This is a genomic window from Streptomyces sp. NPDC050806 (genome assembly GCF_055586425.1).
Genome location: NZ_JBVJIF010000002.1, coordinates 277,104 through 298,691 on the forward strand (window position 1 = coordinate 277,104; position 21,588 = coordinate 298,691).

20 protein-coding genes and 1 pseudogene are annotated in these 21,588 nt (G+C 73.1%); 15 read left to right on the forward strand and 6 right to left on the reverse strand.

Features of this window, described 5'->3' with window-relative positions:
- The first annotated feature begins 23 nt into the window (after positions 1 to 23).
- On the forward strand, positions 24 to 554 hold the full coding sequence (locus ACZ6WH_RS06675; RefSeq protein WP_361564991.1) for an NUDIX hydrolase: 531 nt from the start codon (positions 24 to 26) through the stop codon (positions 552 to 554).
- Between the two features lie 52 nt (positions 555 to 606).
- On the opposite strand, the gene ACZ6WH_RS06680 is transcribed toward ACZ6WH_RS06675, so the two are convergent.
- Complete coding sequence (locus tag ACZ6WH_RS06680) at positions 607 to 864, reverse strand: hypothetical protein (RefSeq protein ID WP_469726556.1); 258 nt, start codon at positions 862 to 864, stop codon at positions 607 to 609.
- Between the two features lie 483 nt (positions 865 to 1,347).
- The gene (locus tag ACZ6WH_RS06685) at positions 1,348 to 2,205 is read right to left on the reverse strand and encodes a 3-hydroxybutyryl-CoA dehydrogenase (protein WP_399705861.1); all 858 of its coding nucleotides are present in this window, start codon (positions 2,203 to 2,205) and stop codon (positions 1,348 to 1,350) included.
- A 206-nt stretch (positions 2,206 to 2,411) separates the two neighbouring features.
- Here ACZ6WH_RS06685 and ACZ6WH_RS06690 point away from each other — a divergent pair, with 206 nt between their 5' ends.
- The 4 genes from ACZ6WH_RS06690 to ACZ6WH_RS06705 all read left to right on the forward strand — a co-directional run bounded on the left by ACZ6WH_RS06690 (position 2,412) and on the right by ACZ6WH_RS06705 (position 5,300).
- Entirely contained in the window at positions 2,412 to 3,659 is a 1,248-nt protein-coding gene (locus ACZ6WH_RS06690) for a glycoside hydrolase family 10-like protein (RefSeq protein ID WP_469727201.1), read from the forward strand.
- Between the two features lie 157 nt (positions 3,660 to 3,816).
- On the forward strand, positions 3,817 to 4,014 hold the full coding sequence (locus ACZ6WH_RS06695) for a DUF1918 domain-containing protein (protein WP_432851989.1): 198 nt from the start codon (positions 3,817 to 3,819) through the stop codon (positions 4,012 to 4,014).
- 148 nt (positions 4,015 to 4,162) lie between these two features.
- Positions 4,163 to 4,678, forward strand: a complete 516-nt coding sequence (locus ACZ6WH_RS06700) for a GNAT family N-acetyltransferase (protein ID WP_469726558.1) — start codon at positions 4,163 to 4,165, stop codon at positions 4,676 to 4,678.
- A gap of 52 nt (positions 4,679 to 4,730) precedes the next feature.
- On the forward strand, positions 4,731 to 5,300 hold the full coding sequence (locus tag ACZ6WH_RS06705; RefSeq protein ID WP_469726559.1) for a histidine phosphatase family protein: 570 nt from the start codon (positions 4,731 to 4,733) through the stop codon (positions 5,298 to 5,300).
- Positions 5,301 to 5,419: 119 nt separating this feature from the next.
- Here the strand turns inward: ACZ6WH_RS06705 and ACZ6WH_RS06710 are convergent, their stop codons facing one another.
- Positions 5,420 to 6,379, reverse strand: a complete 960-nt coding sequence (locus ACZ6WH_RS06710; protein WP_469726561.1) for a D-2-hydroxyacid dehydrogenase family protein — start codon at positions 6,377 to 6,379, stop codon at positions 5,420 to 5,422.
- A 262-nt stretch (positions 6,380 to 6,641) separates the two neighbouring features.
- Between ACZ6WH_RS06710 and ACZ6WH_RS06715 the strand changes: the two genes are divergently transcribed.
- Entirely contained in the window at positions 6,642 to 7,865 is a 1,224-nt protein-coding gene (locus ACZ6WH_RS06715) for a beta-ketoacyl-[acyl-carrier-protein] synthase family protein (RefSeq protein ID WP_469726562.1), read from the forward strand.
- 297 nt (positions 7,866 to 8,162) lie between these two features.
- A pseudogene (locus ACZ6WH_RS06720) lies at positions 8,163 to 8,915 on the forward strand (GNAT family N-acetyltransferase); the annotation flags it as partial.
- Between the two features lie 66 nt (positions 8,916 to 8,981).
- On the opposite strand, the gene ACZ6WH_RS06725 reads toward ACZ6WH_RS06720, so the two are convergent.
- Together ACZ6WH_RS06725 and ACZ6WH_RS06730 are read right to left on the reverse strand one after the other, a co-directional pair.
- Complete coding sequence (locus ACZ6WH_RS06725; RefSeq protein WP_469726564.1) at positions 8,982 to 9,905, reverse strand: LLM class F420-dependent oxidoreductase; 924 nt, start codon at positions 9,903 to 9,905, stop codon at positions 8,982 to 8,984.
- 94 nt (positions 9,906 to 9,999) lie between these two features.
- Positions 10,000 to 10,611 carry a TetR/AcrR family transcriptional regulator gene (locus ACZ6WH_RS06730; protein WP_469726566.1) on the reverse strand — a complete coding sequence of 204 codons (612 nt, stop codon included), beginning with the start codon at positions 10,609 to 10,611 and terminating at the stop codon, positions 10,000 to 10,002.
- Between the two features lie 70 nt (positions 10,612 to 10,681).
- Here ACZ6WH_RS06730 and ACZ6WH_RS06735 point away from each other — a divergent pair, with 70 nt between their 5' ends.
- From ACZ6WH_RS06735 to secD, 8 genes are all read left to right on the forward strand, one after another.
- Positions 10,682 to 11,575, forward strand: a complete 894-nt coding sequence (locus tag ACZ6WH_RS06735) for an NADP-dependent oxidoreductase (protein WP_469726567.1) — start codon at positions 10,682 to 10,684, stop codon at positions 11,573 to 11,575.
- 97 nt (positions 11,576 to 11,672) lie between these two features.
- Entirely contained in the window at positions 11,673 to 12,701 is a 1,029-nt protein-coding gene (gene argC / locus ACZ6WH_RS06740) for an N-acetyl-gamma-glutamyl-phosphate reductase (RefSeq protein ID WP_469726568.1), read from the forward strand.
- Positions 12,698 to 13,849, forward strand: coding sequence for a bifunctional glutamate N-acetyltransferase/amino-acid acetyltransferase ArgJ (gene argJ / locus ACZ6WH_RS06745; RefSeq protein ID WP_469726570.1), 1,152 nt, complete (start codon positions 12,698 to 12,700; stop codon positions 13,847 to 13,849). The genes argC and argJ overlap by 4 nt, the downstream gene beginning before the upstream one ends.
- Complete coding sequence (argB, locus tag ACZ6WH_RS06750; RefSeq protein ID WP_432851962.1) at positions 13,846 to 14,793, forward strand: acetylglutamate kinase; 948 nt, start codon at positions 13,846 to 13,848, stop codon at positions 14,791 to 14,793. Before argJ ends, argB begins: the two co-directional genes overlap by 4 nt.
- Positions 14,790 to 16,013, forward strand: a complete 1,224-nt coding sequence (locus ACZ6WH_RS06755; RefSeq protein ID WP_469726572.1) for an acetylornithine transaminase — start codon at positions 14,790 to 14,792, stop codon at positions 16,011 to 16,013. The genes argB and ACZ6WH_RS06755 overlap by 4 nt, the downstream gene beginning before the upstream one ends.
- Positions 16,014 to 16,021: 8 nt before the next feature.
- Positions 16,022 to 16,561 carry an arginine repressor gene (locus ACZ6WH_RS06760; protein ID WP_361565035.1) on the forward strand — a complete coding sequence of 180 codons (540 nt, stop codon included), beginning with the start codon at positions 16,022 to 16,024 and terminating at the stop codon, positions 16,559 to 16,561.
- A gap of 282 nt (positions 16,562 to 16,843) precedes the next feature.
- Entirely contained in the window at positions 16,844 to 17,236 is a 393-nt protein-coding gene (locus ACZ6WH_RS06765) for a hypothetical protein (RefSeq protein ID WP_469726574.1), read from the forward strand.
- A gap of 185 nt (positions 17,237 to 17,421) precedes the next feature.
- Positions 17,422 to 19,785, forward strand: coding sequence for a protein translocase subunit SecD (secD, locus tag ACZ6WH_RS06770; RefSeq protein WP_469726575.1), 2,364 nt, complete (start codon positions 17,422 to 17,424; stop codon positions 19,783 to 19,785).
- A 196-nt stretch (positions 19,786 to 19,981) separates the two neighbouring features.
- On the opposite strand, the gene ACZ6WH_RS06775 is transcribed toward secD, so the two are convergent.
- Positions 19,982 to 21,457, reverse strand: a complete 1,476-nt coding sequence (locus ACZ6WH_RS06775; RefSeq protein ID WP_469726576.1) for an amino acid permease — start codon at positions 21,455 to 21,457, stop codon at positions 19,982 to 19,984.
- Between the last annotated feature and the right edge of the window lie 131 nt (positions 21,458 to 21,588).

Consider the following 21,588-nt stretch of genomic DNA (forward strand, 5'->3'; position numbering starts at 1 on the left):
CTACGGCGGAAGGTGGCAGACACGTGCGATGGAAGAACCTCAAGGAGCAGACCGTGTACGAGAACCGCTGGTTCCGGGTCAATCTCGCCGATGTGGAACTCCCGGACGGGCGGCACCTCGACCACTACCTGATCCGCATGCGGGCGGTGGCGGTGGCCACGGTGGTCAACGAGGCCAACGAGGTGCTGCTGCTGTGGCGGCACCGCTTCATCACCGACGCCTGGGGCTGGGAGCTGGCCGCCGGGGTGGTCGAGGACGGCGAGGACGTGGCCGTCGCGGCCGCCCGTGAGATGGAGGAGGAGACGGGCTGGCGGCCCGGCCCCCTCCAGCACCTGATGACCGTGGAGCCGTCCAACGGCCTCACGGACGCCCGGCACCACATCTACTGGTCCGAGGAGGCGGAGTACGTCGGCCACCCCGAGGACGACTTCGAGTCCGACCGGCGCGAGTGGATCCCGCTCAAGCTGGTGCCGGACATGGTGGCGCGGGGCGAGGTACCGGCCGCCAACATGGCGGCGGCGCTGCTGATGCTGCACCACCTCCGCCTGGGCTGAGCGCCCCGGCCGGGCCGGTCGTCGCTACTGGCGCGGCCGGCCCGGCCGACGGTCAGGGCGCCAGAACCTGCCACACGGCGACCGCCAGGGCCGCGATCCCGGTGAGCGCGGCGATGGACGGCAGCGGCCACCGTCCGTGTTCGATGCGGGTGAGCCTGCTGTGCAACTCGTCCGCCTCGCGCTCGTACTGCTCGGTGCGCTGGGCGAGCAGCGCGAGCTGGCCGTCGACGCGAGCCGTGCGCACGTCACAGCAGCGTCTGAGCTCGGCCACGTCGCTGGTCACTGGGTCGGTATCTGGGTGGGCGGTCACGGTCCGCTCCTCATTCCTCTCGGTAACTCGGTGTTTTCCTTGCTACTGACAGTGAACTCCTTTGCGGGGAGAGGCGGGAGAGTGTGCGGGAGGAATATGCGTGTCAACGTCGCACACCCCGTGTGAATCGGGCGCCGCCGACGTCACTGCCGGGGGTGCGCGGGCCGCACACGGGGTGTGAACCGCGCACTCGAAGCGGGCCGCTTCACACGGTGCCGCACACGGCGGCGCTGGAGTTGACTCGGAGGTGCCACGGGGGCAGCAGCCGGCGGGCCGGGCGCCCCGCCGGCGGTGTCCGGCCGCCGTCTTTCCCCCGAGCGGCGGCGGACGGCCGGACGGCCCACGCCTTCGGACGCCGTCCGGCGCCCCCGTGGAACGACGACGGCCCGTGCCGCTCCGTGAGAGAAGGAGCGGCGCGGGCCGGTGCGCGCGTGGGCCGGGGTGCCCGGGACGGGGCCGGGGCCCGGCTCATGGGCCGGGTGCTCAGTACGGGTAGAAGCCCGAGCCGGTCTTGCGGCCCAGGCGGCCCGCGTCGACCATCCGCTGGAGCAGCGGGGGAGCGGCGTACAGCGGCTCCTTGAACTCCTCGTACATCGAGTCGGCGACCGAGGCGACGGTGTCGAGGCCGATCAGGTCGGACAGCTTCAGCGGGCCCATCGGGTGGGCGCAGCCGAGCTCCATGCCGTTGTCGATGTCCTCGCGGCTGGCGATGCCCGACTCGAACATCCGGATCGCGGAGAGGAGGTACGGGATCAGCAGCGCGTTCACGACGAAGCCGGAGCGGTCCTGGGCGCGGATGGCGTGCTTGCCCAGGTGGTTCTCGACCAGCGCCTCGGCGCGCTTGATCGTCTCCTCGCCGGTGGTGAGCGCCGGGATGAGCTCGACCAGCTTCTGCACCGGGGCCGGGTTGAAGAAGTGGATGCCGATGACCTGCTCGGGGCGGTTGGTCGCGACGGCCAGCTTCACCAGCGGGATGGAGGAGGTGTTCGAGGCGAGGATCGCGTCCGGGCGCGTCACCACCTGGTCGAGCACCTGGAAGATCTCGGTCTTGACCTGCTCGTTCTCCACGACGGCCTCGATGACCAGGTCACGGTCGGCGAACTCGCCCAGGTCGGTCGTGAAGCTGAGGCGGTCGAGCGTCGCGTCGCGCTCGGCAGCGCTGATCTTGCCGCGTTCGGCGGCCTTGCCGAGGGAGTTGGTCAGGCGGGTGCGGCCGATCTCAAGGGCCTCGCCGGTGGTCTCGGCGACCATGACCTCCAGGCCGGACCGGGCACATACCTCCGCGATGCCGGCGCCCATTTGGCCGCAGCCGACCACTCCGACGCGTTCGATGTCGGTCACATCGTGCCTTTCGCTGATCTTCGGGACCGGCGGGAGCCGTAAGGGTCCGACGCCCGCCTCGGCCCCGACGTTACTCCGCGCGCTGGTGCGCAGGGGCGGGCGGGGCGGGCATTCTGAGCGAGGAGAGCCTCATTTACCGGACGGATTGGGGTGGTGGCATGCGACGAATAGGAAAATTCACCCGAAGAGGATTTGCCGTGGCCGCGCTGGGGGTGGCCTCCTCGGCGCTGTGGACACCGGGGGCCGCGGCGAGCACCCCCGGCGGGACCGGCGGAGCCGCCGAGACCGCGGGCCGGCGGCGGGAGCCGGGGGACGGGAACAGCCACCGTCCGGAGTTCCGCGGCATGTGGCTGGCGACCGTCGCCAACCGTGACTGGCCCTCGAAGCCGGGCCTGACCGCCGCGCAGCAGCAGGCCGAGCTGACGGCCTACCTCGACAAGGCGGCCGCCGCCCGGCTGAACGCGGTGCTCTTCCAGGTGCGTCCCACGGCCGACGCGCTCTGGCCCTCGCCCCACGAGCCGTGGTCGCAGTACCTCACCGGCGTCCAGGGCCGTGACCCCGGCTGGGACCCGCTGGGCTTCGCCCTCCGGGAGGCGCACGAGCGCGGCCTGGAGCTGCACGCCTGGTTCAACCCGTACCGGATCGCCAACCACGCCGACCCGGGGAAGCTGATCGCCACCCACCCCGCCCGGCTGCACCCCGACTGGGTGCTGTCCTACGGCGGCAAGCTCTACTACAACCCCGGACTGCCGGAGGTCCGCGCCTTCGTCCTCGACGCGATCATGGACGCGGTACGCCGCTACCCCGTGGACGGCGTCCACTTCGACGACTACTTCTACCCCTATCCGGTCGCGGGCCAGACGCTGAACGACGACGTGGCGTACGAGGAGCACGGCGGGGCCTTCCCGGACCGCGCGAGCTGGCGCCGGGACAACATCGACCGGCTGGTGCGGGAGCTGGGGGAGCGGGTCCGGGCGACCCGGCGCACCGCCCGCTTCGGGGTCAGCCCCTTTGCCGTCTGGCGCAACAAGACCACCGATCCGACGGGCTCCGACACCCGAGCGGGCGTACAGACGTACGACGATCTCTACGCCGACACCCGTAAGTGGGTCCGCCAGGGGTGGATCGACTACATCGTCCCGCAGGTCTACTGGAACATCGGCTTCGCCGCCGCCGACTACGCCAAGCTCGTGCCGTGGTGGGCGCGGACCGTGGACGGCACCCGGGTCCACCTCTACATCGGCGAGGCGCTCTACAAGGCGGGCGACCCGGCCCAGCCCGCTCCCTGGCAGGATCCGGCCGAACTCTCCCGTCACCTCACGTTCGACGACCGCTACCGGCAGGTGCGCGGCAACGTCTACTTCTCCGCCAAGGAGGTGGCCACGGACCCCACCGGGGCGATGGCACGGGTGGTGGCCGATCACTATCCCTCCCGTGTGCGGCCACCGCGCTGAGGCCGGCGCGACCGGCGCCGGGAACGGCCGCCGGCCCTAGACTGACCGTAAGGGCGTGGCCCACCGGTGGCCCACCGGCTGTACCGGCCCCGCGCCCGCGACGACTGCGGCCGGCGTGCCCGGGCGCACCACGACCATCCGGATGGAGGTCACCCCCATGCAGGCCAAGGAAGGCGACCGTTTGCTGATGCACGGCAGGATCGTCGGGCAGCACGACCGGGTTGCCGAGGTGGTCGAAGTGCTCGGCGAGAGCGGGAAGCCGCCGTACCGCGTCCGCTTCGAGGACGGCCACGAATCGATCATGTCGCCCGGCCCCGACACCGTCGTACGCCACAAGGACCTGGCGGCCGACTGACGGCGACCGGACAACACCGCACAGCACGGGCCCGGCGGCGCTTTCCGCCGGGCCCCGTTTCCGGCCGGCTGCCGGGGCCGCTTCGGCCGGTCGCCGGGGCCGCCGAAAATCCTTCGACGCTCCCGGGCCCGTCTGCCAGGCTCCCGCCATGATCCGAACCCCCGGCCGGACGCACCCGGCCCCCGACGGCTACGAGATCTCCACCGACCCCGCCCGCCTGGACCGCGACCTGGTCCACCACTGGCTGGCCACGGACGCGTACTGGGCGCTGGGCAGGACCCGCGAGCGCCAGGACCGGGCGATCGACGGATCGCTCAACTTCGGGGTGTACGAGACGGGGTCGGGCCGTCAGGCCGGGTACGCCCGCGTGGTCACCGACCACACCACCTTCGCCTGGCTCTGCGACGTCTACGTCGACCGCGCCGCGCGCGGCAAGGGGCTGGGTGCCGCGCTGGCCATCGCCGTCCGCGACCACCTCGCGCCCGGCGGCCTGCGCCGGATCATGCTCGCCACGGAGGACGCGCACGGCATGTACGAACGCGTCGGGTTCCGGCGGATCACCGACCCCGAGAAGTGGATGGCGCTCGCCCTCACCGGGACCGCCGCGCCCGCCGCCGGGGCGGAACATCACACTCCGGCCGCCGATACCGAGCTTGCCCCGTAAATATGTGAGTTGAGGGGGTCCGCAGCGGCGGTGGCGCTCTTACCATCACCGAATGACTGTTCGCCTCACGCTGGTCGCTGCCGGGCGCAGCTCCTCGTTGCTCGAAGCCCGCTTCGACGACGACCGGCCGCTGGACGCGATGGGGTGGCACGAGGTCGAGCGGGCGGCGCCCGCCCTCGGCCCGCTGGCCGCCGCCGAGCTGCGGTACTGCTCGCCCGCGGCCCGCAGCCGCGAGACCGGCGAGCTGCTCGGCTTCACCCCACTGGTCCAGCCGGCCCTACGGGACTGCGACATGGGCCGGTGGCGCGGGCGCACGCTGCGCGACGTGGCGGCCGCCGAGCCCCAGGCCGTCGACGCCTGGCTGGCCGATCCCCGTGCGGCCCCGCACGGCGGTGAGTCCCTGCTGGCGTTCATCACCCGCGTCGGCGGCTGGCTGGACACCCGCCCGGTCGGCGATGGCGGCAGCGCGCTTGCCGTGGCGGAACCGGGTGTCGTCCGCGCCGCCGTGATCTATGCGCTCCGGGTGCCGCCGCATGCGTACTGGCGGCTGGATGTCCTTCCCCTCTCCGTCACGGTGCTGTGCGGGCACGCGGGGGTCTGGACGTTGGTGTTGTCGGCTTGAGTCGATGCCAGCGGTTCCGGGGGCGGGGTGCGCCCCGGTGACGGGTGTCCTCAAGCTCCCCCGGCTAACGCTGGGAGGTGCCCCCAGACGGGCTGGGTGGTTGTGGGGAGGGGACGGTCTCAGCCCAGTTGCCGTATCGGGTGTCCCGCGGCGAATGCCGTGATGTTCTCGACAGCCTGCTGGAAGTACCCCTCGTAGTTGCGCCGGGTTACGTAGCCCAGGTGCGGGGTGGCCAGCAGGTTCGGCAGTGAGCGGTACGGGTGGTCGGCGGGCAGCGGCTCCTGGTCGAACACGTCGGTGCCGGCTCCCGCGATCCATCCCTCGCGCAGCGCCGTCGCGAGCGCGTCCTGGTCGACGATCGCGGCCCGCGAGGTGTTGACGAGGTACGCCGTCGGCCGCATCCGCTTCAGCTCGGCCTCGCCGAGCAGCCCGCGCGTGCGCTCCCCGAGCACCAGGTGCACGGAGACGAAGTCGCTGCTCTCCAGCAGCTCTTCGAGGGAACCGGCGCGTCGCGCCCCCACCTCCGCCGCGCGCTCCGCCGTGAGGTTCCGGCTCCAGGCCGCGACGTCCATGCCGAAGGCCTGTCCGACCGCGGCGACCCGTGCGCCGATCTTCCCCAGACCCAGCAGGCCGAGCCGCCGCCCGTACAGGTCGGCCCCCACCGTGCTCTGCCACGGCCCGCCCTCCCGCAGCGCGGTGTTCTCCCGGACCACGCCGCGGGCGAGGCCCAGCAGCAGCGCCCAGGTCAGCTCCACCGGGGGCTCGGTGTTGCTGGCCGTGCCGCACACGGTCACGCCGTGCCGGGCGGCCGCCGCCAGGTCGATCGAGGCGTTGCGCATGCCGGAGGTGATCAGCAGCCGTAGCTTGGGCAGTCGTGCGAACAACTCGGCGGGGAAAGGCGTCCGTTCCCGCATCACCACGAGGATCTCGCAGTCCCCGACCGCCTCGACGAGCCGCTCCCGGTCTCCGATGTACTCGCGTACCACCCGCACGTCGACGTCGTCCGCCACCGCGCTCCAGTCCGCCATGGACAGCGCGACTCCCTGGTAGTCGTCGAGCACCGCACACCGCAGCTTCATCTTCCGCCCCTTCTGTCGCTCGCCGGCCGCGTCCCGCCCAGTCTCTCCCACCGGCCCCCGCGCCCCTCCGCCCTACCTGTCGGATTCGTTCCCGGCTTTGGGTGAACCTTACAAGGTCTGACCGCGAGACTCCGTTGATCATGGCACCTGGATTCTCCCGAACGCACTGACACAGTGGCGAGTGACCTGGCGACCTGCCGCACGGCCGGACTGTCGACCGTGGGGCCGGTTGTTGTATCTCTACGACAAAGAGGGTGCGCCCATGAGTGTGGACACCGACAACGTTCTGGTCACCGGCCTGGGGGCCACGACACCGCTCGGCGGGGACGCCGTGTCGACCTGGAACGCGATGCTGGCCGGCCGGTCCGGCATCGGGCCCATCGAGGAGGAGTGGGCGGCGCAGCTTCCCGGGCGGATCGCGGGCCGGCTCGCGGCCGAACCGTCCGAGACGCTGGACCGGGTGCAGGCCCGCCGGATGGACCGCTGCGAGCAGGTCGCGCTGGTCGCGGCGCGCGAGGCGTGGGCCGACGCGGGCACGCCCGACGTCGACCCCGAACGGCTGGCCGTGGTGATCGGCACGGGCACCGGCGGCGCGCTGACCATGCTCGGCCAGGACGACGTCCTGGAGGCGTCCGGAGTGCGCAGGGTGTCGCCGCACACCGTGCCGATGCTGATGGCGAACGGCCCCGCCGCCTGGGTCAGCATCGAACTCGGTGCCCGCGGTGGCGCCCACACCCCCGTCAGCGCCTGCGCTTCCGGTGCCGAGGCGATCGCCATGGGCGCGGACCTGATCCGGCTCGGCCGCGCCGACGTGGTCGTGGCGGGCGGCGCCGAGGCATGCATCTGCGGGCTGACGATGGCGGGATTCGCGCAGGCCAAGGCGCACTCGACACGCAACGACGAGCCGGAACGGGCCTCCCGCCCCTTCGATGTGGACCGCGACGGCTTCGTCATCGGCGAGGGCGCCGCCGTGGTCGTCCTGGAACGCGCCGGGTTCGCCGCCGCCCGGGCCGCCCGCGCGCACGCCACCCTCGCGGGGGCCGGCGTCACCTCGGACGCCTTCCACATCACGGCCGCCCACCCCGAGGGCCAGGTCCGCGCCATGCGCCGGGCGCTCTCCGAGGCCGGGCTCGCGCCGCAGGACATCGGGCTCGTGCACGCCCACGCGACGTCCACGCCCAAGGGCGACCTGGCCGAGGCGCAGTCGGTCACGGAGGCGGTGGGCACCCACCCGGCCGTCACCGCGACGAAGTCGATGACCGGCCACCTCTTCGGCGCCGCCGGCTCCCTCGGCGCGCTCGCGACGATCCTCGCGGTACGGGACGGCGTCGTCCCGGCGACCCTCAACGTCGACACCCTCGACCCGGAGGTGAAGCTGGACGTCGTGACCGGCGCCGCGCGCCGCACCGCCGTACCCGCTGCCCTGACCAATTCCTTCGGCTTCGGCGGCCACAACGCGTCGCTGGTCTTCACCCCCGCCCCCTGACGGCGGCCCACGCGCCCCGGTGCCCGGCGTAATTCCCGGCCGGGTCACCGGGGTGCGTGCTACCGTCGGCCGGCAGATCGAGTGACGGGACCGAGTGACGAGGAGGTGAGTTGATGACTGTCGTGGAGACCGCCGCTGTACGCGGCGCCCGGGCCATCCTCACTTCCCGGGTCCCGGCCTGACCCGCGTCACCCCTCCGGTGCCGCCGGCCACCGGGTCGTCGCTCATCTGCCGCAGCCGGACAGCGATTGGTGGGCGGAGTTCTACGACCCGCTCGCCGAGCGGATCGCCGCCGTCGACCCGGACCGGCCCGGCACGGACCGGGCCGTCGCCGGCGCACGCGAGGAGATCGCCCTGCGCCGCGAACACGGCCACGAGTACCGGTACGCGGCGTACGTCCTGCGCCCCCGCTCCGACGCCCGCCCCCGCTCCGGGACCCCCTTCCCGCACCAGAACGGAACCCGCATGACCGGCACCGACATCCCCGGCACCGACACCGCCGACACCGCCGGCACCGACACCACCGGCACCGCCGCCTGGACCACCCGCCCCGAGACCCCCGAGGACGTCGCCGCCGTCCGTGCGGTCAACCTCGCGGCCTTCCCCGGGGCCGAGGAGGCCGACCTGGTCGACGCGCTGCGCGCGGACCCCGGGGCCTGGCTCGACGGCCTGTCGCTGGTGGCCGAGGCGCCGGACGGCACGGTCGCCGCGCACGCCCTGCTCACCCGCTGCCACGTTGGCGGCCGGCCCGCGCTCGCGCTCGCTCCCTGCGCGGTGCTCCCCGCGCACCAGCGCCGGGGCGCCGGCTCGGCCGTGATCCGCGCCGCGCTGGACGCCGCACGGGCGCGGGGCGAACACCTCGTCGTCGTCCTCGGACACCCCGGCTACTACCCGCGGTTCGGCTTCGTGCCCGCCTCGCGCCGGGGCATCAGCGCGCCGATGGAGGTGCCGGACGAGGCGCTGATGGCCCTGCCGCTGGACGCGGACGCGCCGGACGCGCCGCCCGTGCCCGGCGGCGTCATCCGGTACGCGGCCGCCTTCGGCCTCTGACCGGGCGCTGACGGGGCGGCCCCGCGGCCGGCAGGCCGGATCCGCCGGCCGCGGGGCGTACGCCGCTCAGTCCGCCAGTGACCCCAGGAGGTCCCAGGTGCGGATCCGGTCGGCGTCCCCGGCGATCTCCGTGCCGGTGAAGACCACCTCGGTAGCGCCGGCGTCGCGGTAGCGCCGTACCTCCTCGGCGACCGTCCGCTCGTCGCCGATCACCGCGACGTCGACGGCCCGTTTGCCGCCGGAGAGCTCGATGACCCGGGCGTAGGAGGGGATCTGCTCGTAGAAGGCGAGCTGTTCGGTGGCCGTGTCGCGCACGGCGTCCACGTCGTCGGTGACCACGCCGTGCACCAGTGCCACGATGCGGGGCGCGGGCCGGCCGGCGGCCTCCGCCGCCGCGGTGACGGCCGGGACGATGTGCTCGGCCAGGGCACGCGGACCGGCGAGGTACGGCAGGATCCCGTCCGCCAGTTCGCCGCTGGCCCGCAGCGCCTGCGGCCCCATCGCGGCGACGAGCAGGGGTACGCCCGCGTCGGCGCCGGGGACGCGGGCGGGGATCGGGGTGGCGGCGGTGAGCAGTTCGCCGTGGAAGTCGGCGGTGCCGGTCTCGGTCAACTGCCGGAGCGCGGTGAGGAATTCACGCAGCCGGGCGACGGGGCGCTCGAAGGGGAGGCCGAAGCCGCCTTCGGTCAGGAACTTGGTGCCCAGCGCGAGCCCGAGGTGGTAGCGGCCGTGCGTGGCGGCCTGCGCGGTGAGGGCCTGGCCGGCGACGGTCAGGGGGTGGCGTCCGAAGACGGGGATCGCGGACGTGCCCACCTGGAGGCCGGGCACCGCGCGCCCCACGATCGCCGCGAGCTGCGGCGAGTCGGCGCCGAAGGTCTGCCCGAACCAGGCGGACCGCAGCCCCGCGGCCGCGGCCTCCTCGGCCAGCCGTACGGAGGCGTCGATCTGGTTGTCGGTATCGGTCGCGTTGAGTGCTACTCCCACTGTCATGTACCGAGAACCGCCCCCGGCCGGCCGCCCATTCCGCCCGTACGTGAACGTTGCCCGTCGGTCATGTGAACCCGGCCGGCGAGGGCCGCGGCCGTCAAGTGGCGGACGGCGCGCGGCCGGTGGACTCCTCGGCGGGGGCGGCGACCTGCCAGGCCGCCTCGATCATCCGGAAGACCTCGTCCACCGCGGCCTCCGGGTCGGCCGCCTCCCGGGCCAGCGCATAGGCGTCGATCACGAACCTCGCGATCGCCCGGCCGGCCGTCGTGGTCGGTGACGGGCCGGGGTCGTCGGCGATGGCCGCGGCGAGGGACTCCGCATGGCGCAGCCGCATCGAATCCTCGTACTCCCGCAGGGCACGTGACGCGTCGATCAGGCGCCGGACCGGCGCGGCGCCGTCCGCGGTGCAGTGGCGCACCATGGCGTGGATCTCGCGGCGCAGCGCGGGGACGAGCGGCTCGTGCGGCTCCCGGCCGGTGACCGCCTGCGTGAGGCGCTGCTCGAAGTTCTCGTCCTGCTCGAACACCAGGGCCTCTTTCGAGGCGAAGTGGGAGAAGAGCGTGGTCACGGCCACGTCCGCCTCGGCGGCCACCTCACGGATGCCCACCGCGTCGTATCCGCGTTCCAGGAAGAGCCGCAGGGCGGCATCGGCGATCTTCTGGCGGGTCGCGGCCTTCTTGCGCTCACGGCGTCCGGGCGGCTCGGTCATGCCCTGACGCTACCAAATGCAAAACAAGAACAGCTCCAAAACGCTAACAGTTAGTGTTACGGTCGGCCGCATGAGAAAAGTGAGCTTCGCCGAGTTCGGCGGTCCGGACGTGCTGCAGCTGATAGCCGCCGAGGAGCCCCACGCGGGCCCCGGCCAGGTACGCATCGCCGTGCGGGCGGCGGGCGTGAACCCCGTCGACTGGCGGATCCGTGAAGGCCAGGTCCTGGGGGCTCATCCGACCGAGTTGCCCTCGGGGGTCGGGCAGGACGGCGCCGGGGTGGTGGACGAGATCGGCGAGGGCGTCGAAGGGATCGAGGTCGGCGACCACGTGTTCGGCGAGGGGGCGAGCACCTACGCCGAGTTCGCCGTGCTGTCGGCCTGGGCCCGGATGCCCGGGGGCCTGACGTTCGAAGAGGCGGCCGGGTACCCCTCGGTGGTGGAGACCGCGCTGCGCATCATCCGTGAGGTCGGTGTGCGGCCGGGGCAGACGCTGCTGGTCAGCGGGGCGTCAGGGGGAGTCGGGTCGGCGGTGCTGCAGATCGCCCGCGACCGCGGCATCACGGTGATCGGCACGGCCGGGGCGGCGAACCAGGACTACCTGCGGAGCCTGGGCGCCCTCGCCACGACGTACGGCGAGGGCTGGGCCGAGCGCGTGCGGCGGCTCGGCCGCGTCGACGCGGCCCTCGACCTGGCCGGCTCGGGCGTGCTCCGCGAGCTCGTCGAGCTGGCCGGGGATCCGCGGAAGGTGATCTCCATCGCCGATCTCGGAGCGCCGAAGCTCGGTGTGCGGTTCTCCGGCGTGGCCGGGAGCGTGCCGGACGCGCTCGCCGAGGCCGCCGCCCTCATCTCGCGGGGCAGGCTCCACATCCCGGTCGAGAAGACGTACGCGCTCGCCGAAGCCGCGGCGGCGCACACCGACAGCCGGGCCGGCCACACCCGCGGGCGCCGGGTCATCGTCGTCTGAGTGCCGCTCGGGCGCGGGTGGGATTCCCGGGGCGCCTGGCCGCGTTGCATAAAACTTCACTGGTCCGTATAGTCATGCCATCGATGAGGAGGATTCGATGACTGTACGAGCGGCGGTGGCCGGGGCCAGCGGATATGCGGGCGGGGAAGTCCTGCGTCTGCTGCTGGCGCACCCCGAGGTCGAGATCGGGGCGCTGACCGGTAACTCCAATGCGGGACAGCGGCTCGGCGCGCTCCAGCCGCACCTGCCGCCACTGGCGGACCGGGTGCTGGAGCAGACCACCACCGAGGCGCTGGCCGGGCACGACGTTGTCTTTCTCGCGCTGCCGCACGGGCAGTCGGCGGCCGTGGCCGAGGAGCTGGGCCCGGACGTGCTGGTCGTGGACTGCGGCGCCGACTTCCGGCTGACGGACGCGGCGGACTGGGAGAAGTTCTACGGCTCCCCGCACGCCGGTACCTGGCCGTACGGCCTGCCGGAGCTTCCCGGGGCGCGCGCCGCACTGGAGGGGTCCAAGCGCATCGCCGTCCCGGGCTGTTACCCCACCGCCGTCTCCCTCGCGCTGTTCCCGGCGTACGTGGCGGGACTGGCCGAGCCGGAGGCCGTGATCGTCGCGGCGTCCGGCACCTCGGGTGCGGGCAAGGCGGCCAAGCCGCACCTGCTCGGCTCCGAGGTCATGGGGTCGATGAGCCCGTACGGCGTGGGCGGCGTGCACCGGCACACCCCCGAGATGATCCAGAACCTCAGCGCCGCGGCCGGCGAGCCGGTCAGCGTGTCCTTCACGCCGACCCTCGCGCCGATGCCCCGCGGCATCCTCGCCACCTGCACGGCCAAGGCCAAGCCGGGCCTGACCGCGGAGGACCTGCGCGCCGCCTACGAGAAGGCCTTCGGCGACGAGCCCTTCGTGCGGCTGCTGCCCGAGGGGCAGTGGCCCGCCACGGCCGCCGTGTACGGCTCGAACGCGGCGCACCTCCAGGTCGCGTACGACGCCGCCGCGGGCCGGATCATCGTGATCTGCGCGATCGACAACCTCGCGAAGGGTACGGCCGGAGGCGCCGTACAGAGCATGAACATCGCCCTCGGGCTCCCCGAGGACACGGGACTTTCCACGATCGGAGTCGCGCCGTGACGGTTACGGCAGCCAAGGGATTCACGGCGGCGGGCATCGCCGCCGGGATCAAGGAGAACGGGAACGCGGACCTCGCCCTCGTGGTGAACAACGGCCCGCGACTGGCCGCCGCCGGCGTCTTCACCGCCAACCGCGTCAAGGCGGCGCCGGTCCTCTGGTCCCAGCAGGTGCTCAAGGCCGGGCAGCTCGGCTCCGTCGTGCTGAACTCCGGCGGGGCCAACGCGTGCACCGGACCGAAGGGCTTCCAGGACACCCACGCGACCGCCGAGAAGGTCGCCGAGGTGCTCGGCCAGAACGCCGGGGAGGTCGCGGTCTGCTCGACCGGCCTGATCGGCGAGCTGCTGCCCATGGACAAGCTGCTCCCCGGCGTCGAGAAGGCGGCCGGTGAGCTGAGCCCGCACGGCGGCGAGAAGGCCGCCATCGCGATCAAGACCACCGACAGCGTCCACAAGACCGCGGTCGCCGAGCGCGGGGGCTGGGTCGTCGGCGGCATGGCCAAGGGCGCGGGCATGCTCGCGCCGGGGCTGGCCACCATGCTCGTCGTGCTCACCACCGACGCCGACGTACCCGCGGAGGAGCTGGACAAGGCGCTGCGGTCCGCGACCCGTACGACCTTCGACCGGGTGGACTCCGACGGCTGCATGTCGACCAACGACACCGTGCTGCTGCTCGCCTCGGGCGCGTCCGGCACCGCCCCGGCGTTCGACGAGTTCGCCGAGGCCGTGCGGGAGGTCTGCGACGACCTCGCGCGGCAGCTCATCGGTGACGCCGAGGGCGCCAGCAAGGACATCCGCATCGAGGTGATCAACGCCGCGAGCGAGGACGACGCCGTCGAGGTCGGCCGGTCCATCGCCCGGAACAACCTCCTGAAGTGCGCCATCCACGGCGAGGACCCGAACTGGGGCCGGGTGCTCTCCGCCATCGGCACCACCGCCGCCGCCTTCGAGCCGGACCGGCTGAACGTCGCGATCAACGACGTCTGGGTCTGCAAGAACGGCTCGGTGGGGGAGGACCGCGACCTGGTCGACATGCGCTACCGGGAGGTCCGCATCACCGCCGACCTCGCCGCCGGTGACGAGTCCGCCGTGATCTGGGCCAACGACCTCACCGCCGACTACGTCCACGAGAACAGCGCGTACTCCTCATGAGCGAGCAGCCCACCCCCGCAGGTTCGGGGGGCACCCGCAAGCACACCGCGCTGCCCAAGGCCCGCATCCTCATCGAGGCGCTGCCCTGGCTCACCCGGCACCACGGCAAGACCGTCGTCATCAAGTTCGGCGGCAACGCCATGATCGACGAGGAGCTGAAGGCCGCCTTCGCGCAGGACGTCGTCTTCCTCCGGCACGCCGGGCTGCGCCCCGTCGTCGTGCACGGCGGCGGCCCGCAGATCAGCAAGCAGCTCGACGCGCTCGGCATCGAGTCGGAGTTCAAGGCCGGGCTCCGGGTCACCACGCCCGAGGCCATGGACGTCGTCCGGATGGTGCTGGCCGGGCAGGTCCAGCGGGAGCTGGTCGGGCTGCTCAACCAGCACGGGCCGCTCGCCGTCGGCATGACCGGCGAGGACGCCCACCTGATGACCGCCACCAAGCACTACGCCGACATCGACGGCGAGCTGGTGGACATCGGCCGGGTCGGCGAGATCTCCGCCATCGACCCGGGCGCCGTCCAGGCCCTGCTCGACGACGGCCGGATCCCGGTGATCTCCTCCGTCGCCCGCAGCGCCGACGACGGCCACGTCTACAACGTGAACGCCGACACCGCCGCCGCCGCGCTGGCCGCCGCGCTGAACGCCGAGACGCTGATGGTCCTCACCGACGTCGAGGGGCTGTACGAGGACTGGCCCCACAGCGACGAGGTCATCTCCCGGCTCACCGCCACCGAGCTGGAGAAACTCCTGCCGGACCTGGCCAGCGGCATGGTGCCCAAGATGCGCGGCTGCCTGCACGCGGTACGCAACGGCGTGCACACCGCCCGGGTGATCGACGGGCGCGTCCAGCACTCCATCCTGCTGGAGATCTTCACCGACGAGGGCATCGGCACGATGGTCCTGCCGGATGCCAAGAACGACACGGACGAGGGGGCTACGGCATGACGGACGGTGCGAGCAACACGGACCTCACCAAGCGCTGGCAGGGCGCCATGATGGACAACTTCGGCACGCCCCGCATCCCGCTGGTGCGTGGCGAGGGCGCCCGGGTGTGGGACGCCGACGGCGCCGAGTACCTGGACTTCCTCGGCGGCATCGCGGTCAACGCGCTCGGCCACGCGCACCCGGCCATCGTCCGCGCGGTCTCCGACCAGGTCGCCACCCTCGGCCACGTCTCGAACTTCTTCGTCGCCGAGCCCACCGTGGCCCTCGCCGAGCGGCTGCTGCGGATCGCCGGCGGCCGTCCGGGGCGGGTGTACTTCTCCAACTCCGGCGCCGAGGCCAACGAGGCCGCCTTCAAGATCGGCCGGCTCACCGGACGCACCCACGTCGTCTCCACCGTCGGCGGCTTCCACGGCCGCACGATGGGCTCCCTCGCGCTGACGGGCCAGCCCGCCAAGCAGGACCCCTTCCGGCCGCTGCCCGGCGACGTCACATACGTCCCGTACGGCGACACCGAGGCGCTGAAGGCCGCCGTCACCACCGACACCGCCTTCGTCATCCTGGAGCCCCTCCAGGGCGAGAACGGCGTCGTCGTGCCCCCGGCCGGCTACCTGCGGGCCGCCCGCGAGATCACCGCCGCCACCGGCACCCTGCTCGTCCTGGACGAGATCCAGACCGGCATCGGCCGGACCGGGCACTGGCTGGAGTCCCAGGCCCAGGGCGTCGTCGACGCCGACATCATCACCCTCGCCAAGGGCCTGGGCGGCGGCCTGCCGATCGGCGCGACCCTCGCGTACGGCAAGGCCGCCGAGCTGCTCACCCCCGGCGCCCACGGCTCCACCTTCAGCGGCAACCCGGTCGTCTGCGCCGCCGCGCTGGCCGTCCTGGACACCATCGAGGCGGACGGGCTGCTGGACCACGTGAAGCAGGCCGGGGAGCGGCTGCGGGCCGGGATCGAGGCCCTGGAACACCCGCTCGTCGGCTCGGTCCGCGGCGCGGGCCTGCTGCTGGGTATCGTCTTGAGCGGGCCGCACGCGCCGAAGGCGCAGCAGGCCGCACAGGACGCAGGTCTCCTGGTGAACTCCGTCGCACCGGACGTGGTCCGGCTCGCGCCGCCGCTGATCGTCTCCGACGCTGAAGTGGACACGTTCCTCCAGAAACTCCCCGGCGTCCTCGACGCGGCCGTCGAGGCGGCCGACGGGGAACGACGAGCCGGAGACTGACAGAGACGATGACCGAGGCGCAGGACAACGATTCGCTGCACGGCCCCGCCGTGCCGCAGACCCGGACCGCCCGGCACCGCCGGATCGTGGACATCCTCAACCGCGAGCCGGTGAGGTCGCAGAGCCAGCTGGCCAAGCTGCTGTCCGACGACGGGCTGAGCGTCACCCAGGCGACGCTCTCCCGCGACCTGGACGAGCTGGGCGCGGTGAAGATCCGCAACACCAACGGTGAGCTGATCTACGCGGTGCCCAGCGAGGGCGGCTTCCGTACCCCCAAGGCACCACTGGGCGAGTCGGCCAAGGAGGAGCGGATGCGCCGCCTCTCCGGCGAGCTGCTCATCTCCGCGGAGGCGTCGGCCAACCTGGTGGTGCTGCGCACCCCGCCCGGCGCGGCCCAGTTCCTCGCCTCGGCCATCGACCAGGCCGAGCTGCACGTCATCCTCGGCACCATCGCCGGTGACGACACCCTGCTGCTGATCAGCCGCGACCCGGACGGCGGCCAGGCGCTCGCCGACCACCTGCTCCGCCTGGCGCAGAAGAACGGCTGACCCGGCCCGCCCCACGTACGGCCCGCTCCCCTCGGGGGCGGGCCGTACGCGTACCCGCTGACGCGCGCGGCTCAGGACACCGGCGTGTCCGGCGGGCCTCGAAGGAACCGGCCGCCACCGGAGGCCTTCCGAGGAGTCGGCCGTCACCGGAGGCCCTGCGAGGAACCGGCCGCCACCGGAGGCTCTCGAAAACCGCCCGGTCGTGGCAGAGTGTGCGGACACCCGTCCGGGTGCGGCGATCAGGCCGCCGTCCGGGCGGCGGGGCGGACGGGAGGCAGCGGCATGGACCGGCGGATGCGGCCGGCGGGCGCCCTGCGGGCACTGCTCGCGGTCCTCGCGCTCGTCCTCGGCGGGCTCAGCCCCACCGCGGCGGCCGCCACCGCCCCGTACACGGCCGGCACCCCGTACGCCGCGGCGCACCCGGCAGGACCCCCGCACGCGCACGACGGCTCCGCGCACCCCGCGAACCTGCACGCCGTCCTGCGCACCACCGGCCGCACCGCGCCGGCCGAGCAGCACGTGGCGCACCCGGCCCCGGGCCTCGGCCCGGCCGGCCACGCCGCACCCCCGCCACGGACCCTGTCCTGGCTGCCGGTACGCGGGGACACCACCGACCGGCAGCAGTTCTCGGCGGGCCTCCGGCCGGCCCGCGCCCCGCCCCTCTCCCACAGGTGAACACCTCCCACCACGGCACACCCTGACCCGGCCACCGGCCGGGGCGGCGACCGCCGTGCCCCCGCCGCGCCCGTACGGAACGGCCGCGGCGTCCCCCGCCGTGCCCGCACGCGACCGCGTATCGGCACGGATCCCCGTCGCGCCCGTACGCCACCGGCGCGACCGCCTGTTGGAGGCACCCGCCCATGAACCGCGCTTCGAGGCTGCGCGCGCTGCTCGCGCTCGCCGTCCTCGCCCTGTCGCTCTACCTGACCCTGACCCAGTCGCCACGCCTCGGACTCGACCTGCGCGGCGGCACCCGGATGGTCCTGGAGACCCGGGACACACCCACCACCGAGGCCGGCCGGGAGGCCACCGAACGCACCCTGGAAGTGCTGCGCCGCCGCGTCGACGGCCTCGGCGTCTCCGAACCGAACCTCGCCCGCTCCGGCGAGAACCGCATCGTCGTCGAACTCCCCGGCGTCCAGGACCCGCGCGAGGCCGCCCAGGTCCTCGGCCGCACCGCCCAGCTCACCTTCCACCCCGTACGCGGCACCGAACCGGCCGACTCCCGCCGGCAGGGGCCCAAGGACGAGCGCAGCCTGCGCGACGAGTCCGGACAGCCGCTGCGCGTCGGCCCGGCCGCACTCACCGGCGAGCAGGTCGACGGCGCCGAGGCCGGATTCGACGCCGAGCGCGGCAGCGGCTGGTACGTCAGCGTCGACCTGCGCGGCGACGGCGAACGCAAGTGGGCGGAACTCACCGGGGAAGCCGCCTGCAACCCGGTGGGCGACCCGGCCCGCCGCGCCGCCATCGTCCTCGACGACAAGGTCATCTCCTCCCCGCAGGTGAACGAGTCGGTGGCCTGCGGCACCGGCATCACCGGCGGCGCCACCCAGATCACCGGCGGCTTCACCCAGCAGGAGGCCCAGGACCTCGCGCTGCTCATCAAGGGCGGCGCACTGCCCGTCCCGGTCGAGCTGGTCGAACAGCGGACCGTCGGGCCGACGCTCGGCGCCGACGCCATCGAGGCCAGCGCACGGGCCGCGGTCATCGGCATCACCCTCACCGCGCTCTTCATCACCGTCGTCTACCGGCTGCTCGGCGCCCTCGCCGCGCTCGCCCTGGCCTGCTACGCGCTGATCTCCTACGCCGCGCTGCTGGCGCTCGGCGCCACGCTCACCCTCCCCGGCCTGGCCGGCTTCGTCCTGGCCATCGGCATGGCCGTCGACGCCAACGTCCTCGTGTTCGAACGGGCCAGGGAGGAGTACGCGGTCACCGGCCGCAAGCGGAAACGGGGCGGCGGCGCGGCCGACATCGCGCGGCCCAGCATCCGCGCCGCCCTCACCGCCGGCTTCCGCAACGCCCTCAGCGCCGTCGCCGACTCCAACATCACCACCCTGCTCGCCGCCGGCCTGCTGTTCTTCTTCGCCTCCGGGCCGGTACGCGGCTTCGGGGTCACCCTCTCCATCGGCGTCCTCGCCTCGATGATCAGCGCACTCGTCGTCACCCGCGTCCTCGCCGAATTCGCCGTCGGCCGGGACCTCGTACGGGCCGCGCCGCGAATCACCGGACTGGCGAACGAGGGCCGGGTACGCACCTGGCTCACCCGCCGCTCGCCCGACCTGATGCGCCACCGGCGCCGCTGGCTCGCCGGCTCCGCGCTCGTCCTCGTCCTCGCCGTCGGCGGCATCGGACTGCGCGGCCTGGAGTTCGGCGTGGAGTTCACCGGCGGCCGGATGATCGAGTACACCACCGCCACCCGGGTGGACCCGGGAGCGGCCCGCACGGCGCTCGCCGACGCCGGCTTCCCGCGCGCCGTCGTGAACTCCTCGGGCGACGGCGGCCTCACCGTACGCACCGAGAAGCTGACCGCCACGCAGGAGGGCGAGGTCCGGGCCGCCGTCGCCGGGCTCGGCGGGAAGACCGAGAAGGTACGGGACGAGCTGATCGGCCCGAGCCTGGGGGACGAACTGCGCCGCAACGCGCTGATCGCCCTCGGCGTGGCGCTGCTCGCCCAGCTCGGCTACCTCGCGGTCCGCTTCCGCTGGACCTTCGGGGCCTCCGCGGTCGCCGCCATGGCGCACGACGTGCTGATCCTCGTCGGCGTCTTCGCCTGGCTGGGCAAGCCCGTCGACGGGGTGTTCCTGGCGGCGCTGCTCACCGTCATCGGGTACTCCGTCAACGACTCCGTCGTGGTCTTCGACCGGGTGCGCGAGCTGTGGGGCGCGAACCGCAGGACCCGGTTCGACCGGATCGCCAACTCCGCGATCCTGCAGACCCTGCCGCGCACGGTGAACACCGGCATCGGCGCCGTCCTGATCCTGGCCGCGCTGGCGTTCCTGGGCGGGGACACGCTCACCGACTTCGCGGTGGCGCTGCTGATCGGCATCGGCGTCGGCACGTACTCGTCGCTGTTCACAGCCATGCCGCTGGCCATCTCGCTGGAGGCCCGCAGCTCGGCGCCGCCGCCCCGGCCGGTCGCCCGCCGCGGGCCCGCGCCGTCCCTGACCGGACCACGCCGCCGGGCGGGCGCGAGCCGTACGGAAGACACGGGCGCGGTGGTCTAGCCGTACGGAGGACACAGGCGCGGTGATCCAGCCGTACGGAAGACACCGGCGTGGTGATCCGACCCACCGCACCGCCGAGGGCGCGGGCCGTCTCCCGCACGGCCCGCGCTCCGCCTCGGGCCCGGGGGTTCGCCTCGGGCCCGAGGACCGCCTCAGGGCCGGGGACCGCCTGACCGCCTCAGGGCCGGGGACCGCCTCAGGGCCGGGGCGCCTCCGCCTCCGGTGCCGGTACCGCCGTGGCGCCCGTCCCCGGGGCGTCGGCGGGGGCCCCGGCCGGCGCCCCGGCGGCGGGCCCGCCCCGGCCGCGCCGCCGGTACGCGCGCACGCCGTACGCCGCGAGCACGACCACGAGCGTGACGGCGCTGGCCGCGAAGTCCATACGGGTGGAGGGCAGCACGGCCATCGTGACGATCACCACCGTCATCGCGGCCACCGTGAACCAGCTCAGGTACGGGTACCACCACATCCGCAGCTGGAGCGATTCCGGGTCCTCGCGCTCCAGGCGGCGGCGCAGCCGCAACTGGGAGAGGGCGACGAGCAGGTACACGAAGAGGGCCACCGCTCCGTAGGAGTGCACGATGAAGGAGAAGACGGCGTCCGGCGAGACGTACGCGATGATCACCGAGACGTAGCCGAGGGTGGTCGCGAGGAGGATCGCGCGGCGCGGCACGCCCCGCTTGCTGAGCTTGGTCAGGCCGCGTGGCGCGTCGCCGTTCCGGGTGAGCGCGAAGACGATGCGGGAGGCGCTGTAGAGGCCCGCGTTGAGCGAGGAGAGCACGGCGACCAGTACGAGGATCCGCATCAGGGTGCCCGCGGAGGGGATGCCGATCTCCTGGAGCGCCGCGACGTACGGGCCGTCGGCCACGTCCGGCTTGTTCCACGGCACGATCGCGATGACCAGGAAGATCGAGCCGACGTAGAAGAGCAGCACGCGCAGGACGACGGAGTTGGTGGCCTTGGCGACGTTGCGGCGCGGCTCGCTGGACTCCGATGCCGCCAGCGCGGCGATCTCCGCACCGGTGAAGAAACCGACCGCGGGAATGACGGCGGCGAGCACCGGGCCGATGCCGTGCGGCGCGAACCCCTGATGCGCGGTCAGGTTCGATACGTCGGCGTGCGCGCCGGGCCACATTCCGAGGACGAATACCAGGCCGAGGACGAGAAATACGGTGATGGCGGCGACCTTGATGGAGGAGAACCAGTACTCGAACTCTCCGAAGGACTTCACCGAGAACATGTTGACCGCGGTGAGGATGACCATCAGGCAGAGGCTGATGACCCAGAGTGGAATGCCCGGCAGCCAGACGTGCAGCTGGCTCGCGCCGGCCACGGCTTCCAGCGCCACCACGTTCACCCAGAAATACCAGTAGAGCCAGCCGATGGTGAATCCGCCCCAATTGCCCAGGGCGAGACGTGCGTACGCGTAGAAGGAGCCGACCGAGGGACGGGCCACCGCCATTTCGCCGAGCATCCGCATGACCAGGATGACCAGCCCGCCGGCCAGCATGAACGAGATGATCGCGGCCGGACCGGCGTCCTCGATGACCACGCCGCTGCCGACGAAGAGCCCCGCGCCGATGACGCCGCCGAGGGCGATGAGCCGCATATGGCGCTGTTTCAGTTCACCGCGCAGCCCCGCGTTTTCGGTGGCTTCGGTGTTTTTCTCTCCCACGGAGACCCCATTTCCTCGGGTGATCGGCATTGTCGGGGATGATGGCCGCCCGGTGAACTCCGGAGAAAGCGCCAGAAACCAGCGATATCGCGGTACCAGAGGGGAGCCTAGAACGCGCGCGTGACGCGCGT